Source organism: Methyloprofundus sp. (assembly GCF_965251085.1).
In the GTDB taxonomy this organism is placed as follows: Bacteria; Pseudomonadota; Gammaproteobacteria; order Methylococcales; family Methylomonadaceae; genus Methyloprofundus.
Genome location: NZ_OZ252594.1, coordinates 1,830,203 through 1,847,330, shown reverse-complemented (window position 1 = coordinate 1,847,330; position 17,128 = coordinate 1,830,203). Strand labels below are relative to the sequence as shown.

Genomic DNA, 17,128 nt, shown 5'->3' with positions numbered 1-17,128 from the left:
ACTTTGCTGTAACTACTCAGACGTGCTGAGTAGTTACAGCAAAATAAACACAAGGATGGGCAACGGGCTTCATCCGTGCCCATCAACGAAAACATGATGGGCACGTCGTACCTCCTTTGCCCATCCTTGTTCTATCATGGTATTTTTTATCAAATACCTGCTTCTCTGGTGCCTGGCTGGAAATATACAATCTACTTTTGTAACGACTCAGATACGCTGAGTAGTTACACTTTGTTTCCAGGTGCCTAAGTTCTATGTATAAGTTAATATTAATTTCTAAACGCTAAGGAAACGCTCTAAAGGATATAAGCATGGCAAAAAAAAGAATTTTAATTGTGGGTGGTGTTGCAGGAGGTGCAACCTGTGGTGCCAGAATACGCAGGTTAAATGAAGACTGCGAGATCGTGATTTTTGAAATGGGCTCCTATGTGTCCTTCGCGAATTGTGGCTTACCTTATTTTATTGGTGATGTCATCGTCGAAGAAGAGAAGTTACTGGTTGCGACACCGGCCTTATTTGAAAACCGCTTTAATATTCGAGTTTGTACGGATACTCAGGTGATGTCGATAGACAGAGAAAATCAGAGCATTAGTGTCTGTGATTTAAAATCTGGCGAGCAACGTGTTGAACATTATGATGCATTGGTCCTATCTACCGGCTCACAATCGGTTTGGCCAGATATTCAAGGCCTGGATTTACCTGGTGTGCATGTGTTAAGAACCATCCCAGACAGTCGTCAGATTAAGGCCCAGTTAGAAAATATTCATCGTGCAGTAGTGATGGGGGCTGGGTATTTAGGCTTGGAGTTAGCTGAAAATCTGCATAAGAGAGATGTGCAAGTAACCGTTTTGCAATCTTCAGATCATGTTATGCCCAGTCTGGATAAGGAAATGGCAGCTTATGTAACGAATCATTTGCAAAAAAATGGTCTTAACATAAAATTAAATTGTAAAGCGACTGCCATTAAACAAAATGCTGATCATTCTTTGCAGGTTTCAATGGATTCGGGCGAGTCACTAAACGTTGATGCGGTGATGATCTCTATTGGTGTTAAGCCGCGTACTGAACTAGCAATACAGGCAGGTTTGGAGTTAGGTAAGCATGGCGGCATACGAGTGAATGAATACCTGCAAACCAATGATCCTAATATCTGGGCGGTAGGTGATGTCGTTGAAGTAAAGAATGTAATTACCAATGAATGGCAGTTATTCCCGTTGGCTGGGCCTGCCAACAAACAGGGACGGCTAGCAGCTACCGATATCGTTAGAAAAAAAATTCACACTATTCCATCCATTCCTTACCGTGGTGTTCAGGGAACTACTGTCTGCGGCCTGTTTGGTTTGACGGTTGCAACGACCGGTGTGAATGAGAAAACCCTGCAACAGTTCCCGGATATAGAGTATGAAAAAGTCTACCTACACCCTAGTAACCATGTGGGCTATTATCCTGGGGCCAAGCCTATTCATATTAAAATGCTCTATGATGCGCGCAACGGCAAGATTCTAGGCGCTCAGGCGCTGGGTGAATCTGGAGTGGCCAGGCGTATTGATGTGCTTGCTTCTTTTATCCAGATGGGCGGTACCGTGTATGACTTAGAAGAAGCTGAGTTATGTTATGCACCGCAATTCGGAGCAACTAAAGACCCGGTTAATCTCGCAGGAATGATTGCGGCAAATCATTTGCGCGGTAATCATCCGCTGGCTAAATGGGAAGATCTGGCCGATACCCATACGCAAGTCACCGATGATCAGGATGATGTAGATCAAATGCTCGCCTTTATTATGGATGATCCCTATTCACAGGCACAAATTGTCGATGTGCGCACGATTGCCGAATTTGAGCGTAAACATATTCCACATGCTGTCAATATTCCTCTGGATTCCTTACGAGACCGGCTGGATGAATTGTCACAGGAGCGTGAAATCTGGGTAGTTTGTGGTGTTGGGCAGCGAGCATATAACGCTACCCGTATTCTTCAGCAACATGGCTTTAGGGTACGTAATCTATCGGGTGGTATGCAAACTTATGCAAATTATGAAGAATAGCGGTACACTGTCATTAATCCTCGTATAAAGAGTAGGGAATATGCCTTCAGCTCAAGAATTTAGCCACTTTAAAGTTGTTCATCAGTTACGACGACGCATAAGAATTACGGTACCCTGTTTGTATCGGGATAAGGAGCGCGCGACTATTTTGCAGATTCTGCTGTTAAAAAGAGCTGCGATTGAAGAGGTACGTTGTGTCTGGCAAATTAATTCTCTGACTATTCACTTCGATCCTGAACAGTTTCCTCGTGAAAATCTGCTTAAACTTCTGGACTCTGTGTTAGCTAATTTTGCTAAAAAACCGCATGCCAGCATTAGCCAGTTCTCAACTCAACAACACCGAGATGGGCCTAAGCAAGATATTGTATTTGGTATAGGAGGGATGAGCTGTGCTTCTTGTGCCTTGTTTCTGGAAATGGTGCTTTGCAGAAATCTCAATATTCAACATGCCAGCATTAATTACATTTCCGAAACCGGGAATGTGAGTGGTTATTTGGCTAAAGAAGAAATATTTAAAATTGTTGAGGACAATGGTTATCAGGCGTATTCAATCGATACTCTAGCAGAACGTAGATTATTACTGGAGTTTGGTCATAATCATTTACTCATCACTAAAAAACGATTGAAAGTCATTGCTCTCCTGGAGCTACCGATTATGCTTGCCAGTCTGTTTTTTAAAACCAGTAAACGGATGCGCTTATTACAGGCATTGTTCAGTTTCCCCGTAGTCTTTTTAGGCGGAGGAGGCGAAATATTTAAGAAGGCATGGATTCAGGCAAAGCAGGGTACCTTGAATATGGATACTCTGGTTGCCATCGGTGCCGGCTCAGCCTATGTCGTGAGTATCCCCTCTTTATTTGATGTACGCAGGCATGCTTATTTTGAAGCGGCGACAGCGATTATTGCTTTCGTCCAGGTGGGGCGCTATCTGGAAGAGCTGGCTAAGAGCAAAATGGTGCATGATGTTGAAGAGCTGGTTAATTTACAGCCGCAAAATGCAACCTTATTAACAGGTAAAAATGAAAACATTATTAGTATAGACAAAATAGCTATTGATGATGTGCTGTTAATCCGCCCCGGAGAGCGAGTTCCGGTCGATGGTATTGTACTAAGCGGGCTTTCCAGTGTCGATGAGTCTATGGTTACTGGCTCCAATACGCCTTGCATTAAAGAACAAGGACATAAATTGTTTGATGGCAGTATTAATGGCAGTGGTGTCTTGCATTTGCAGGCGACAGCAATAGGTAAAGATACGGTGCTTGCAGGGCTGGTGCATATGATCGACCAGACACAAAGCTCGAAATTACAGATTCAGAAAACGGTGGATATTATGTCTTCGCGTTTAACCCCTGCCATTATGTTTTTATCGGTTGTTACCTTCGGTGGCTGGATAGCCAAAGGTGAAGTTATTGCTCATGCGTTTGCTAATGCTATTTCTGTACTGTTGATTTCCTGCCCGTGTGCTTTAGGTCTGGCGACGCCTGCTGCGACCAGTGTAAGTTCTGGTCAAGCGGCCAGGCGCAGAATTTATATCCGCAATGGTAATGCCCTGGAGCAGATGGCGGTGATAGATACAATTATTCTTGATAAAACCGGCACGCTGACTGAAGGCCATGCAAAAGTCTCAGACTATCTGAATATTTGTGATTTACAAGATGATTATGTATTGCAGTTAGCTGCATCTGTGGAATTTAATTCAGAGCATTTATTAGCCAAGGCAGTCGTTGAATATGCAAGAAGCAGAGATTTGTCATTGTTTCCTGCGACTAAATTTCATTCTATTCCGGATCAAGGCGTACGCGCGGAGGTCAATGGGCATAGTATTATGCTGGGTAATGCAAGCTGGTTGCAACAACAAGATATTGATATTACGGTTATGCAAGACACCGCTGTCAACTGGGCAGAACAGGGGAAAACTCTAGTTTATCTGGTTGTTGATAATAATATCGCAGCGCTTATTGCGTTGACGGATGAAATTAGAAAGGGAACCCGAGAGCTCATTAGGGATTTACATAACCGGGGCATAGAAACGCAAATGCTTACTGGGGATACTAAAGCGTCGGCACAAGTCATTGCGGATCTTGCAGGTATAGATACTGTTGTTGCCAATGCTAGTCCGGCTAGAAAAATTCAGTTAATTCGCGATTTGCAAACCCGGGGCAGGGTTGTTGCCATGGTGGGTGATGGGATTAATGATGCACCTGCACTGGCAGCTGCTAATGTCAGCCTGGTCGTGGGTAATGCTGTCGGAATAGCAATTGAAACCGCTGATTATATACTGGTAGATAGCGATATAAGTAAAGTAGCCGAGGTGCTGGATATCAGCCAGCAAACATTAAAAGTAGTTAAGCAAAATCTATTCTGGGCCTTTGGCTATAATGCAATCGCAATTCCAATCGCTATGGCGGGTAAATTAAATCCGATGATTTCATCCGCAGCAATGGCATTAAGCTCGGTATCGGTGATAGCTAATTCGCTGCGATTAAATAAATAACAATATTATAATAAACCAGACAATACAGGATAGCCGATAAACCAAAAACTGGTAATGAGGTCATTAGCATGATTATTAAAAGCCCTTCTCCTGCAATTGAAATTCCCAATATTTCCTGGCCGGAATATTTTCTTGCGCGTATTGAACCCTACCATAAGGAGATAGCATTAATAGACGGTGATAGTGGCAGACAGATTAACTACGATGAATTAAAGAAAAATATCCGCTCAGTGGCGGCTGCGTTACAGCAAAAAGGCTATAAAAAAGGCGATGTATTTGCGATTTATGCGCCAAATATAATCGAATATATTTATGTTTTCCAGTCGGTTATGCTGATAGGTGGCGTTATTACCACAGCAAATCCACTCTATACTGCAGGTGAATTAGAGCACCAGTTGCAGCATTCTAAAGCCATTTGTTTATTGACGACATCTGACTTGTTAGAGAAGGTCGGCCCAATGCTGAAAGCAACGTTAGTTAAGGATATTTTTGTTTTTAATCATGGCGATGCTGCGAACTCATTTGACCTTTTAATGCAGGATAATAACGCTACCGAGTTGCAGTCGGTTAGTATTGATCCACTTAATGATATTGCTATATTACCTTATTCCAGCGGTACGACAGGTTTACCTAAAGGGGTTATGCTAAGGGAGATGGAAAGAAATAATCATCCAAACGAAGTAAGCTTGTGTCTCAATAATTTATAATAATGAATTCTGAATTTATTCTCACACTAGGCAGATAAGCTTGTTGATATTAACAGATAGCATTATAGGTTGGATTATAAATACAGCCCATCGTTTAAAAGGCTCGGTACGTCGTATATTCATGGCTGAAACGGTGGAGCTACTAGGCTCAGGTGGTGCAAGTATTGCTGAAGAAAAACTAGGATGGAATAGAGGCACTATCCGAAAAGGACAATATGAACTTGAAACTCAGCCCATAGAAGATAATTTTTCAGCGAGAGGGCGTAATAAAAGTGAAGAGCATTTTCCTCATCTACTTGATGACATAAAAAAAATTGCTGAACCGGAGTGTCAAACGGATCCCTCTTTTAATTCCTGTCGATTATATACCCGGCTAACGGCTAAAGAAGTTAGAAAACGTTTACTGGAGATTGATTATTACGATGAAAAAACATTACCTTGCTCAAAAACTATCAATACAAAATTAAATGACCTGAGTTACCATCCAAAAAAGGTACAAAAAACAAAGCCTCATAAGAAAATCAAGGAAACGGATGCAATTTTTGAACAAGTTCATTCAGTCAATGGAATGGCAGATATCAACCCAAAAGAGATTCGTATATCAATTGATGCCAAAGCAAGAATGAATATAGGAAATTTTTCACGGGGAGGACGAAATCGGGTTTTAACAAAAGCAGAGGATCATGATTTAGATGTTAAGGAAAAGTTAACTCCTTTTGGTTTTTATCTGCCTGAACATGATGATTTTTTCCTTTTCTTTACAGCAGGCTATGCCAGCAGTGATTTCATCGTTGACCGATTGGAAGAAATTTGGCCAGAAATTCAAGAAAAATATGGAGTAGATATTCTGACAATTAACGCTGACAATGGTATGGAGAACAGTAGCTCCAGAACTCAGTTTATAAAAAGGCTTGTGGAGTTTGCTGAAAAAAGCAACATAAAGATAAAACTGGCCTACTACCCTCCTTATCATAGTAAATATAACCCAATTGAACGAGTATGGGGAGCCTATGAAAATCATATTAGTGGCGACATAATGGATACAGTTGAAACAACTTTAAAATTTGCCGAAAGTATGACCTACAATGGCAAAGCACCTCTTGTTAAATTAACAGAAAAAATATATGAAACAGGAGTAAAGGTAGGTAAAAAAGCAATGAAGACGTATTATCAGTTTGTTGACCGAATGCCATCGTTGGAGAAATGGTTTTTGACCATTTCTCCTGGTTGTTCTGGATGATTATTTCTTTCCATCTCCCTAAGTCACCGCAATCTGGTTGCACATAATATTCAGATTGAAGCACAGCAAGATGTCTCGTGTCCAGGTACTGAAGATGGCATCATCGCTGTGCTGCCTTTTTTCCATATTTTCGGCATAACCACCAACATGAATCTTGGGCTAAGTAATGGTGCTAGTTTGATTATAGTGGATGGTTTTAAGCCGGAACAATTCCTCGGATTAATTGAGCAGCACCAGATAACCACAGCGTTTCTGGTGCCTCCGATCATTCTTTTTCTAGCCGAACATCCTCTCGTCAGTAACTACGATTTAAGTTCACTGCAATATATAATGTCTGGAGCTGCACCGATAGGGGGTGCACAGCTTCAGGCTGTCACTAAACGTATCAAGTGTACTGTGCATCAAGGTTATGGATTAACAGAAACCAGCCCTGTAGTGATTAAAGAACCCGACTTATTAACAAGCACTAAACCGGGAACTGTCGGGGTGCTAATGCCTAACACTGAAGCCATGATTATAGATACAGAAACGGGCCAGCCCCTTGGATTTAACCAGACCGGTGAACTATTACTGCGAGGCCCGCAAGTGATGATGGGCTACTTGAATAACCCCGAAGCGACAGCTGCAGCCATTAATTCAGAGGGTTGGCTATATACTGGAGATATCGCCAGTGTAGATGAAGAGGGTTATTTTTATATTGTAGACCGCCTAAAAGAACTGATTAAATGTAAAAGCTACCAGGTTGCTCCTGCTGAACTGGAAGCTCTGTTATTAACTCATCCGGCGATTATTGATGTCGCAGTGGTACCCAAAGCAGATAAACAATCGGGTGAAGTTCCCAAGGCATTTATTGTGTTAAAACAAGAAATATCAGCAACTGAAATTATGGCCTGGGTGGCGGAAAAAGTGGCTGCATATAAGCAGATAAAAGAAATTGAATTTATAGATCAGATTCCTAAATCGCCGTCTGGTAAAATACTCAGGCGGGTTTTGCGAGATCGCTAGGTAAATATTCAGTGATACCTCGGTTGTAGGGCGTGGCTTTAGCCCGCAGATATCGCAAATAAGCAGGCTAAAGCCACGCTCTATACTTTCAATCGAGTCTGGTCGAGTAGACGGGTTCTTCCGACAAGCTAGTCAATGAGTCGATAATACTTTTATTGTACACTTCGCTGCACGCAGCTACTGTGTGATTTCTAACCATTGCTAATTCTCATCAGTTGTTACCACGCCCCTCTCAGAACCGTGCTGGCGCTATTTACGCACACGGCTCCTCGACAACACGCTTTACCTTGAAATAGATAATAAATTCACCGTAATTCGTGGATTCGGTAATGGGTACAATTTGAGAAGTTTAGTAAACTTTTCCCATGTGTAGCAACCCCGTTTTCCACGACGATTTAACCATTTATACAACGTTTTAGTGACCCAATAGGCAAAGCTTTGCAGACTTTTACTATTATCGGTCACACCGTAATAGGCAAAATGTCCGCGCAATTTTGCCGCCGTCGTTTTTATGATTTGTTTGGTAGGCAGCGTTCTGCTTGCCTTTAACCATTCTTTATATCCAACAATCTTGGCGGTAAATCGTTTGCTAACCGTTTTCCTTTTCATCCGATAACGCTTGCCATCACAACTACGTGAGTTGTAGTGCGTGAACCCTAGAAAATCAAACGTGGCGGGTCTTTCGCCACTGGCTTTTGCTTTTGATTGAGCAAATTTTCCAAATTTAAATAGTTTGGTTTTCTCGGGCGCAACTTCAAGGTTAAATTGCTTTAGCCGTGTTTCCATGGCTTCCTTGAAATGCTTGGCTTCGGCTTCTATTTGAAAACAGACAACGTAGTCATCCGCATAGCGAATGAGCCTTGCATAGCCTTTGCATTTACTCTTTATACACTATTCAAACCATAGGTCTAACGTGTAGTGTAGGTAAATGTTGGCTAGCAGTGGTGAAATGACCCCACCTTGCGGTGTGCCTGTTTCACTGGCTTTGTGTTGCCCATCTTCTTGTATCCCTGCTTTTAGAAACCGTTGGATGAGTCTAAGTATCCGTTTGTCCGCTATTCGATGACTGATAAAGCGTATCAGTTGCTCTTGGTCTACATTATCAAAGAAGCCTTTTATATCGGCTTCAACTATATAATGAACGGGCTGGCCTTCGACTGTTTGGCTTAATGCACGTAACGCGTCATGACAACTTCTTAGGGGTCTAAACCCATAGGAGTCGTTAACAAAATCTTGCTCATAGATTGCTTGCAGAATTTTGACTAAGCCAGCCTGTACCAATTTATCTTCTAGCGTCGGAATACCCAGCGGCCGTTTCCGTTGACTGCCTGCTTTGGGGATGTAAATCCTTAACCATCTTTCGATTTCAGTGACAACAACTTATTTAAAAACAATTAGATACGCACAATCTGGCCTTGGTGTTGGCACTACAGATTTTTTTATTTTGAATTAAAGCTAAATCAATGTTTTTTTAACACCTCCTGGCTGCGCTGAAATTTCCAGTGCTTTATAAATAACGGATTGTCGCGGCTCTGCATTCGTCGCTTTCCTTAGATGAATGGTTTTTCCATCTTCCCGCCGTAAAATAACGGTAATGCGTTGCTGGTTTTCCATTGTCCGCCGAATCGTCTGCCAGCTATCATTAATATGTTCAGCTTTGAGTTGATAACGAAGCGTCTGGACGAGATGATAGGCAATGAGAGTGATAAAGATATGCCCATTAACCCGTTCTTCTTTTCGATGGTAGATAGGGCGTAGCCCGAGTTCACTTTTCAGACTGCGAAAAACACTTTCTAGATCGGTTAGCATGGTGTAGGTGCGCCAGAGCGTTTCTTCATTCCAGTCGGTCAGGTTGGTGCGTAAGCAATAGACACCGGGGTGGGTTGCCTGCGAGTTGGCTTTTTCCACACGCTTCCAGCTGATTGAGTTGGCCTTGTCTCCTTCATCATCAGGTACGACCGTTACTTCATAGTGCTGTGCTGCACGCGCGTATTTTTCCTTTATGCGTCCCAGCCGTTCTAACACTTTTGTATAATTTTTTGTGGTTCCTTTTTTGCTCAATCCAGCATGCAGGCTGTTGAGTGCGGTTTCATATTTTTCTGAAAAACTATCCTGCATGGCTTGTTCTTTCTTTTCCCTGAGTTGCGAGTGACAGTACAGTTCAATTTCTCCGGTCTCTTCTACAGTCACTTTTTGAACTTTTACGCGTTGCCCCGGAATATCTTTGATCAGAGTTGCCTTTTCTTCATCGAAATCCCGCTTGCGTTTGCGTGAGACAACAATATCAGACATCTTGATTCGCTATCCTGAAAGAAATCCATTAAAACTTAAACTAGGCAATATAATTAAAGGGTTAGGGAATTATTGTCAAATGATTGATATTTTCAGCTAAAGAAATGAAAATGGTACTCATTTAGGTTAAACTAAGCCCTCATATCATACGAGGTATTCAATTAATGCAGCAACTCATGCTCCCAATAATTCCTCAGGGTACGACTATTATAAATGGTCAGGTCAGTGTTGATAACCGAAATGATGAGTGGTTTTATTTCCTCGGCGGTATCCCGATCTATTCTCACCAGGCTGACAATAAGAGATTATTTAGACTTCACACCTCTCAACTCATCAATACCGGTTCCTGTCGTTCAATCGATATTATTACAACCTTTGGTGTCTCTAAAAGTAGTGTTATGCGCTCATTAAGGCAACTACGAGAAAAAGGGGCTGATTCGTTTTTTGAACCTCGCCCGACTCGCAAGGGAGGACCACTCTTTACGCTTGAGGTTTTGCAGCAAGCTCAGGAATATCTGGATCAAGGTATGACGCCTAACGAATAAGGTTAGATTGTGATCGCGAAGCGAGCCACAATCTGAACCGTTTGTTGGACAAGCCCGGCACGATAGTAGGAATTCATTTAATGCGCTCTATGAAAATAGCTTTTTGTTGATCAGCCCGACTGATGAATCGAACCTCTGTTTTTACCTGTTTAACTGAACTTTGAGCGTTGTCCATTGCAGTCAACTCTCAAAGTCCAAGTATCGGAGCAAAATTCTGCCTTAATCTCCGATTTTAGCCCAAGCAACTCCCTCAGCATTTAATCCGCTGATAGCCTGGGTCGAAGTGTTTAAATTTACATAAGCGCTAGTGATTCCAATTGTTAAGTTGGCAAAGGCTGAAACATTATTTCCACCCTGGGTATTTGCCGACGCCCAACAACCATCGCCCCGCCACAACATTTGCAACTGAATGCCGGCCGTACTTTGAGTGCACGCAATATCTTCGTCGGGTCAAACTTTAGCAGGGAGTGAATCAACTTAATAACACCCTTGCTATTCGGATGTAAAAAGCCATAATTGCGCGCACGACGAAAGCCTTTAGGCAAAACATGTTGCAGCACCAGCCACAGAAATTTAGCCCCCGATACCGTTTTGGTTTGATAGCGTTTGGTTTTGCTGTCTTGATAACGGTAGGTTACTTTGCCATTTTGGCAGGATAAGATATCCTGTTCACGAATCACACCACGATACAGGTATCGACCCAGATATATCAATGCTTTATCGCCTGCACCGACAAACTTACAATCGACCACCCATTTTTCCGGAATAGCTGTGGGAAATGGCAACTTTTCTTCGTTCATACGCGCTAGCATCTTTGCACGAAATACTTTTGCTAGTGCTTTATGATGAAACAGGTATTTGCCTTCCTTAGTGCGCCAGAGCTTCTTGATTTTATCCACGATTGCCGCAGGCATAATGACATGAATATGCGGATGATAATTTAATTCGCGTGAGTGTGTATGTAAGACAGCAATCGCCCCGGCATCGCCTTGCAACTGCTTATCATTTTTACTAAAACTCTGTAAAGTCGCCCAGGCACAGTCAAACATCATACTGTAAAGTAACCGCGGATGCTGCCTGGCTAACGACCTTAACTGCGCAGGTAAGGTAAAGGTATTCATAAAATAATCAGCAGGGACTTGTTTTTGTACCTGTCGTTCAATCCATTGTTGACTCTCATGATGTTGACAATGCGGGCAGTTACGCTGGCCACAGGAATGAGGCACAAAGGTTTGATAGTCACAGTCTGCACAGTTAACCTGCATCACAGGACTCAGCTGTGTCCGACAGCTCTTCATGGCATGTAATGCACTGATCTGATTGGAGCGTAAACGAGATTGATACTCGCTTAAAAAGTCAGACTGAAATTGATCAATCACTGCAGCTAGGGTTATCATGAAATCTGCCCCCAGTGAATAGAAAAGTCATTGACTAACTGATTAATGTGCAGCTCTGCATTCTCATCGGTAATATCGGTCAAATGCGTATAGCGAGCCGTGGTTACTAAACTGGTATGGCCCAGAATCTTCTGCAACTCAACTAAATCAACCCCGGCTTCTAACAGGTGAGTGGCGTAACTGTGGCGCAGCGAGTGGCAGGAAATCTTTTTTTTAGTCCCATTTCTTGCGTCACAAGACGGATTGTCTTCTGGATGCCACCGCGATCAAGGGGGGATTCAGCAAGATGTGCACCTTTTAGACCCCGGGCACGGTTGGGAAATACCAGCACTGGATTTTTATGCACAGCCCAAAACTTACGCAACACCTTCAAGGTATTCACAGGCAAAGGCACAAGCCGATCCTTATTGCCTTTGGCATTGCGAATATGTACCCGCATGCGTGTCGCATCAATATCACCTACTTTCAGGCTTAAGCCCTCGCCCAAACGTAAACCTAGACTGTAAATCGTAAAATAAAAAACTCGATAGCTTAGATTACGGGTCGACATAAACAGTTGTTGTGCTTCAACCACAGTGACAATATCGGGTATACGCGTACATCGTGGTGGTTTAATCATTAGCACATCAACCCACGGCTTTTGTAGCACATGTGTATAGAAAAACTTGAGACCATAGAGATCTAGTTTCACGGCACTCCAGGAAAGGCGGCTTAAAAGAGCATGAAAATAATCCACCAGTTGATCTTGCGTTAAGTTATCCAGATGCCCCTGAAAGTGTTCCCCGATACGGCGAATAGCGCGTGAATAAGCGTCAATGGTTTTGGGTTGCAGTCCCTTAAGCTTTAAATGCTTACAGTGCTGGATATAATAATGGTTGAATTTAAGCTCTATCGATGGTGTCATAACAGTGTAACCTCATTATTGTTAGTTGGATGAGCTTACAAGTTACCTGTTATGCATATAACAGGCAATGAGGTTACACTTTAAATTTAAGGGATGCGCTGTTTTTCTCCGCGATAGCGGCTTCGTCCAACGAAGCCGCTAAAGAATTAGGCATCCGGGCAGATACCTTTCGCAAGGCGATCAGTGATGGACGTTTAAAAAAAAGTCTGCCGCATCAATAGACCCCAATGATGGCAGTACCAAATCAGCCCGTGATATTATAGATGCCAATGCAGCCGATGTGCTTGGTACGGCCTGCACTCGAGTAGAAGAGCGAATCCAGGCTGCTTTGGGTGAGCAGGAAAAGGGAGCCTCAATCGAATTCGAATCCTGTTTAGATGTTCCTAAAGGCGGTGTGTTATGTGCATTGCCCGCGTTACTTGGCAATGGCTTATTAAATGACATTGAGCGCCACCTGGGCAAACTGACAGGTTACTATCAAACCTTTCATATTCTATTGCTACTCGCCTTTATGGGGCTATGTCGCATCAAAAATGCCGAACAACTTCGCGAGCATGCACCGGGTGAATTCGGAAAACTACTTGGCCTGGATCGGGCTCCCGAAGTGCGTTGTTTAAGATCCAAAGTAAAAGGACTGGCTGAACCAAAATCAGTCGAAAGCTGGGCGGCCGACCTCAGTCGACAATGGATGGAAAATGAACCAGAGGCAGCAGGAACACTCTACATAGATGGTCATGTCCGTGTCTATCATGGACACTTGACTAAACTTCCCAAACGGCATGTTTCACGCGAAAAACTCTGCTTACGGGGTATCACCGACTACTGGGTTAATGATGGTACGGGGCGTCCCTTCTTTGTCGTTGAAAAAACGGTGGATCCGGGCTTACTAAAAACGCTGGAAGAAGATATCGTCCCCCGATTACTCAAAGACATTCCGAATCAACCGAGTGCACAAGCATTACAGCAAAACAAACAAGCCTGTCGTTTTATCCTGGTGTTTGATAGAGAAGGCTATAGCCCCGCATTCTTTAGAAAGATCAGACATCTTGATTCAGACGAAACTAATTTGAGACCATTTCCTAATTTTTTGCGGATGAAGTCAGCTCATAAATTAAGCGCAGATCGGTTCCTGGATAATTGAGTTCCGTTTGATTGAGTTGTTCAAATAACTTTTCTATTGCTTTATTACTTGCAGGTCGGGAAGTACTATGCACACGTATCCGAAGTTGTTTTTTTACTTCATCGGGTAATATATCTGCTTCTGTCACAAACAGCGTTTGTAATAGTTGCCTTGCCATCGGAAAATCGATTGTCGGTGAGGTTAGCAGAGCGGCCATTGCTGTTTCTGCCCGATAAGCGATCATGTTGACAGTATCTATCAGCCGCTTTTTCCCTGGCAGAAGCTGTTCGAACTTATCTTCGTCTCTCAACTCTTGCCAGGTAATGTGTTTGGGCGTTTGGCTTAGTTTTTCCTTGATGGTTTTTAGTTCATTTTCATAATGCTCTATTTCTTCGAGTAATTCTGCTCGTTTTCTTTCCCATTTCTTGTATTTCACATCTTCCGTTTCATCTTTTTTAATCACCGGATGAAGTTCCATCGCTGCAAATCGAGATAGACGGTAATTGAGTTTGGATTGTATCGAATTACGCTGTCCTTCCTGTTGGCGCCTATCAGGGTTGACCACCTTTTGGGTATCGGATAGTGGCTCTATTCCATACTCCTGTAGCATATCTAGCCCATAGTGGTGCTTCATATATCTAAAAAAGTTCTCTTGGCACCACCGGCTAAACATTCGCCCAGAAACAGCCGTCAACTCTAGTTCATAGGCTGTGGTAATAATACTGGTTTGGTGACCAGAATCAGTCAACTTGCGCACTTCTCTCATCCACATCGCCTGTTTTTTGGTTCCAACCAGACTGCCTCGTTCGGCGAGTTTCATGATGACTTTTTCACCACTCGGTAGGGTGATCTCCTGACTGGAAAAATTGTCCAGTGGCCAATTTTCGGTGGGAAATTTATGATAGGTCATGCAAGCGACACGATGCTTGTCCCACATCTTTCTAAAGAATGCGGGGCTATAGCCTTCTCTATCAAACACCAGGATAAAACGACAGGCTTGTTTGTTTTGCTGTAATGCTTGTGCACTCGGTTGATTCGGAATGTCTTTGAGTAATCGGGGGACGATATCTTCTTCCAGCGTTTTTAGTAAGCCCGGATCCACCGTTTTTTCAACGACAAAGAAGGGACGCCCCGTACCATCATTAACCCAGTAGTCGGTGATACCCCGTAAGCAGAGTTTTTCGCGTGAAACATGCCGTTTGGGAAGTTTAGTCAAGTGTCCATGATAGACACGGACATGACCATCTATGTAGAGTGTTCCTGCTGCCTCTGGTTCATTTTCCATCCATTGTCGACTGAGGTCGGCCGCCCAGCTTTCAACTGATTCTGGATCAGACAGTCCTTTTACTTTGGTTCTTAAACAGCGCACTTCGGGAACCCGATCCAGGCCAAGTAGTTTGCCGAATTCACCCGGTGCATGCTCGCGAAGTTGTTCGGCATTTTTGATGCGACATAGTCCCATAAAGGCGAGTAGCAATAGGATATGAAAGGTTTGATAATAACCTGTCAGTTTGCCAAGGTGGTGCTCAATGTCATTTAATAAGCCATTGCTAAGTAACGCGGGCAATGCACATAACACACCGCCTTTAGGAACATCTAAACAGGATTCGAATTCGATTGAGGCTCCCTTTTCCTGCTCACCCAAAGCCGCCTGGATTCGCTCTTCTACTCGAGTGCAGGCCGTACCGAGTGACTCGGCTGCACTGGCATCAATAATATCACGGGCTGATTTGGTACTGCCATCATTGGGGTCTATTGATACGGCAGACTTTTTTTTAAACGTCCATCACTGATCGCCTTGCGAAAGGTATCTGCCCGGATGCCTAATTCTTTAGCGGCTTCGTTAGGCGTCATACCTTGATCCAGATATTCCTGAGCTTGCTGCAAAACCTCAAGCGTAAAGAGTGGTCCTCCCTTGCGAGTCGGGCGAGGTTCAAAAAACGAATCAGCCCCTTTTTCTCGTAGTTGCCTTAATGAGCGCATAACACTACTTTTAGAGACACCAAAGGTTGTAATAATATCGATTGAACGACAGGAGCCGGTATTGATGAGTTGAGAGGTGTGAAGTCTAAATAATCTCTTATTGTCAGCCTGGTGAGAATAGATCGGGATACCGCCGAGGAAATAAAACCACTCATCATTTCGGTTATCAACACTGACCTGACCATTTATAATAGTCGTACCCTGAGGAATTATTGGGAGCATGAGTTGCTGCATTAATTGAATACCTCGTATGATATGAGGGCTTAGTTTAACCTAAATGAGTACCGTTTTCATTTCTTTAGCTGAAAATATCAATCATTTGACAATAATTCCCTAACCCTTTAATTATATTGCCTAGTTTAAGTTTTAATGGATTTCTTTCAGGATAGCGAATCAAGATGTCTGAAGATGTGGGACAAGCATCGTGTCGCTTGCATGACCTATCATAAATTTCCCACCGAAAATTGGCCACTGGACAATTTTTCCAGTCAGGAGATCACCCTACCGAGTGGTGAAAAAGTCATCATGAAACTCGCCGAACGAGGCAGTCTGGTTGGAACTGGAAAACAGGCGATGTGGATGAGAGAAGTGCGCAAGTTGACTGATTCTGGTCACCAAACCAGTATTATTACCACAGCCTATGAACTAGAATTGACGGCTGTTTCTGGGCGAATGTTTAGCCGGTGGTGCCAAGAGAACTTTTTTAGATATATGAAGCACCACTATGGGCTAGACATGCTACAGGAGTATGGAATAGAGCCACTATCCGATACCCAAAAGGTGGTCAACCCTGATAGGCGCCAACAGGAAGGACAGCGTAATTCGATACAATCCAAACTCAATTACCGTCTATCTCGATTTGCAGCGATGGAACTTCATCCGGTGATTAAAAAAGATGAAACGGAAGATGTGAAATACAAGAAATGGGAAAGAAAACGAGCAGAATTACTCGAAGAAATAGAGCATTATGAAAATGAACTAAAAACCATCAAGGAACAACTAAGCCAAACGCCCAAACACATTACCTGGCAAGAGTTGAGAGACGAAGATAAGTTCGAACAGCTTCTGCCAGGGAAAAAGCGGCTGATAGATACTGTCAACATGATCGCTTATCGGGCAGAAACAGCAATGGCCGCTCTGCTAACCTCACCGACAATCGACTTTCCGATGGCAAGGCAACTATTACAAACGCTGTTTGTGACAGAAGCAGATATATTACCCGATAAAGTAAAAAAACAACTTCGGATACGTGTGCATAGTACTTCCCGACCTGCAAGTAATAAAGCAATAGAAAAGTTATTTGAACAACTCAATCAAACGGAACTCAACTATCCAGGAACCGATCTGCGCTTAATTTATGAGCTGACTTCATCCGCAAAAAATTAGGAAATGGTCT

General features: G+C 43.0%; 13 protein-coding genes and 2 pseudogenes. 8 read left to right on the top strand and 7 right to left on the bottom strand.

What is annotated here, in order from left to right; all coding sequences use genetic code 11:
• Window positions 1–311 precede the first annotated feature (311 nt).
• The 5 genes from ACQY3F_RS08475 to ACQY3F_RS08455 all read left to right on the top strand — a co-directional run bounded on the left by ACQY3F_RS08475 (window position 312) and on the right by ACQY3F_RS08455 (window position 7,491).
• On the top strand, window positions 312–2,045 hold the full coding sequence (locus ACQY3F_RS08475; RefSeq protein ID WP_428354414.1) for an FAD-dependent oxidoreductase: 1,734 nt from the start codon (window positions 312–314) through the stop codon (window positions 2,043–2,045).
• A gap of 148 nt (window positions 2,046–2,193) precedes the next feature.
• Window positions 2,194–4,539 (top strand): heavy metal translocating P-type ATPase, encoded by a 2,346-nt coding sequence (locus tag ACQY3F_RS08470; RefSeq protein WP_428354413.1) that lies wholly within the window; start codon window positions 2,194–2,196, stop codon window positions 4,537–4,539.
• Window positions 4,540–4,607: 68 nt separating this feature from the next.
• Complete coding sequence (locus ACQY3F_RS08465) at window positions 4,608–5,246, top strand: AMP-binding protein (RefSeq protein WP_428354412.1); 639 nt, start codon at window positions 4,608–4,610, stop codon at window positions 5,244–5,246.
• A gap of 43 nt (window positions 5,247–5,289) precedes the next feature.
• The gene (locus tag ACQY3F_RS08460) at window positions 5,290–6,486 is read left to right on the top strand and encodes an ISAzo13 family transposase (RefSeq protein WP_428354411.1); all 1,197 of its coding nucleotides are present in this window, start codon (window positions 5,290–5,292) and stop codon (window positions 6,484–6,486) included.
• Window positions 6,487–6,498: 12 nt separating this feature from the next.
• A complete protein-coding gene (locus ACQY3F_RS08455; RefSeq protein WP_428357643.1) occupies window positions 6,499–7,491 on the top strand; it encodes an AMP-binding protein in 993 nt (330 codons plus the stop codon).
• 282 nt (window positions 7,492–7,773) lie between these two features.
• On the opposite strand, the gene ACQY3F_RS08450 is transcribed toward ACQY3F_RS08455, so the two are convergent.
• From ACQY3F_RS08450 to ACQY3F_RS08440, 3 genes and pseudogenes are all read right to left on the bottom strand, one after another.
• Window positions 7,774–8,100: a group II intron maturase-specific domain-containing protein gene (locus ACQY3F_RS08450; protein WP_428357642.1), complete on the bottom strand. Its 327-nt coding sequence runs from the start codon at window positions 8,098–8,100 to the stop codon at window positions 7,774–7,776.
• A gap of 51 nt (window positions 8,101–8,151) precedes the next feature.
• Window positions 8,152–8,832 (bottom strand): annotated as a pseudogene (locus ACQY3F_RS08445) (reverse transcriptase domain-containing protein); the annotation flags it as partial.
• A 114-nt stretch (window positions 8,833–8,946) separates the two neighbouring features.
• Window positions 8,947–9,783 (bottom strand): IS1634 family transposase, encoded by an 837-nt coding sequence (locus tag ACQY3F_RS08440; RefSeq protein WP_428354410.1) that lies wholly within the window; start codon window positions 9,781–9,783, stop codon window positions 8,947–8,949.
• Between the two features lie 164 nt (window positions 9,784–9,947).
• Here ACQY3F_RS08440 and ACQY3F_RS08435 point away from each other — a divergent pair, with 164 nt between their 5' ends.
• On the top strand, window positions 9,948–10,328 hold the full coding sequence (locus ACQY3F_RS08435; protein ID WP_428354409.1) for a hypothetical protein: 381 nt from the start codon (window positions 9,948–9,950) through the stop codon (window positions 10,326–10,328).
• A gap of 320 nt (window positions 10,329–10,648) precedes the next feature.
• Here the strand turns inward: ACQY3F_RS08435 and ACQY3F_RS08430 are convergent, their stop codons facing one another.
• Window positions 10,649–11,725, bottom strand: coding sequence for an IS91 family transposase (locus ACQY3F_RS08430; RefSeq protein ID WP_428352924.1), 1,077 nt, complete (start codon window positions 11,723–11,725; stop codon window positions 10,649–10,651).
• Window positions 11,722–12,629 (bottom strand): annotated as a pseudogene (locus ACQY3F_RS08425) (tyrosine-type recombinase/integrase). The gene ACQY3F_RS08430 and the pseudogene ACQY3F_RS08425 overlap by 4 nt, the downstream one beginning before the upstream one ends.
• A 280-nt stretch (window positions 12,630–12,909) precedes the next feature.
• On the opposite strand from ACQY3F_RS08425, the gene ACQY3F_RS08420 reads away from it, so the two are divergent.
• Window positions 12,910–13,770, top strand: coding sequence for a putative transposase (locus tag ACQY3F_RS08420; RefSeq protein ID WP_428354408.1), 861 nt, complete (start codon window positions 12,910–12,912; stop codon window positions 13,768–13,770).
• Here ACQY3F_RS08420 and ACQY3F_RS08415 read toward each other — a convergent pair.
• A complete protein-coding gene (locus ACQY3F_RS08415; RefSeq protein WP_428354407.1) occupies window positions 13,709–15,394 on the bottom strand; it encodes a putative transposase in 1,686 nt (561 codons plus the stop codon). The genes ACQY3F_RS08420 and ACQY3F_RS08415 overlap by 62 nt on opposite strands.
• A 107-nt stretch (window positions 15,395–15,501) precedes the next feature.
• Window positions 15,502–15,966 carry a hypothetical protein gene (locus ACQY3F_RS08410; RefSeq protein WP_428353676.1) on the bottom strand — a complete coding sequence of 155 codons (465 nt, stop codon included), beginning with the start codon at window positions 15,964–15,966 and terminating at the stop codon, window positions 15,502–15,504.
• Window positions 15,967–16,101: 135 nt separating this feature from the next.
• Here ACQY3F_RS08410 and ACQY3F_RS08405 point away from each other — a divergent pair, with 135 nt between their 5' ends.
• Window positions 16,102–17,118, top strand: a complete 1,017-nt coding sequence (locus ACQY3F_RS08405; protein ID WP_428354406.1) for a putative transposase — start codon at window positions 16,102–16,104, stop codon at window positions 17,116–17,118.
• Window positions 17,119–17,128 lie beyond the last annotated feature (10 nt).

Excerpts from the sequence above, each read along its gene's own strand:
- ACQY3F_RS08475 (WP_428354414.1), top strand. The coding sequence starts at position 312 with ATGGCAAAAAAAAGAATTTTAATTGTGGGTGGTGTTGCAGGAGGTGCA.
- ACQY3F_RS08465 (WP_428354412.1), top strand. The coding sequence starts at position 4,608 with ATGATTATTAAAAGCCCTTCTCCTGCAATTGAAATTCCCAATATTTCC.
- ACQY3F_RS08450 (WP_428357642.1), bottom strand. The coding sequence starts at position 8,100 with ATGAAAAGGAAAACGGTTAGCAAACGATTTACCGCCAAGATTGTTGGA.
- ACQY3F_RS08440 (WP_428354410.1), bottom strand. The coding sequence starts at position 9,783 with ATGTCTGATATTGTTGTCTCACGCAAACGCAAGCGGGATTTCGATGAA.
- ACQY3F_RS08435 (WP_428354409.1), top strand. The coding sequence starts at position 9,948 with ATGCAGCAACTCATGCTCCCAATAATTCCTCAGGGTACGACTATTATA.
- ACQY3F_RS08430 (WP_428352924.1), bottom strand. The coding sequence starts at position 11,725 with ATGATAACCCTAGCTGCAGTGATTGATCAATTTCAGTCTGACTTTTTA.
- ACQY3F_RS08410 (WP_428353676.1), bottom strand. The coding sequence starts at position 15,966 with ATGCAGCAACTCATGCTCCCAATAATTCCTCAGGGTACGACTATTATA.
- ACQY3F_RS08405 (WP_428354406.1), top strand. The coding sequence starts at position 16,102 with ATGGATTTCTTTCAGGATAGCGAATCAAGATGTCTGAAGATGTGGGAC.